This is a genomic window from Priestia sp. SIMBA_032 (assembly GCF_046535215.1).
Classification (GTDB): Bacteria; Bacillota; Bacilli; order Bacillales; family Bacillaceae_H; genus Priestia; species Priestia aryabhattai.
Genome location: NZ_JAWRXD010000134.1, coordinates 1 through 463, shown reverse-complemented (window position 1 = coordinate 463; position 463 = coordinate 1). Strand labels below are relative to the sequence as shown.

General features: G+C 34.6%; 1 protein-coding gene. It reads right to left on the bottom strand.

The window, feature by feature from the left end:
- The coding region (locus SB717_RS33665; RefSeq protein ID WP_410907143.1) for an MSCRAMM family protein at window positions 1–463 on the bottom strand (463 nt) is incomplete at both ends.

Below are 463 nucleotides of genomic sequence, written 5' to 3'. Positions count from 1 at the left end.
TGATTTTTCCATCTTGGTCTAAAATATTGAAAATGGCACCTTCAAGTGTTCCATGGTGATCAATATCAACTTTAGTTAACTCAATTGCACCTGTTGTTAAACTATTTAAAGCTGTAACAGAGGTAACCTGAGATTGTCCTTTCGTAATTGTGAAAGGAATTGGTTTAATGTTTAAATCATAGCCAGTTGGAGCTTTCGTTTCAATAAACTGATAATCTCCTGGACGTAAATCGGAAACAGAAATCTTCCCATCTTTATCAGTAGTTAAATCAGAACGAACATCCTTACCGTTCATATCTACAATTTTAAAGATAGCCCCTTCAAGAGTAGTACCGTCGATGTTATCAACTTTAGTTAATTCAACTGCGCCTTTAGTTAAGCTGTTAGTAGCAGTAACAGAAGCTTTAGCAGTTTGACTCTTTTCAACAGTAAACTTGATAGGATTTTGGTTTAAGTCATAATG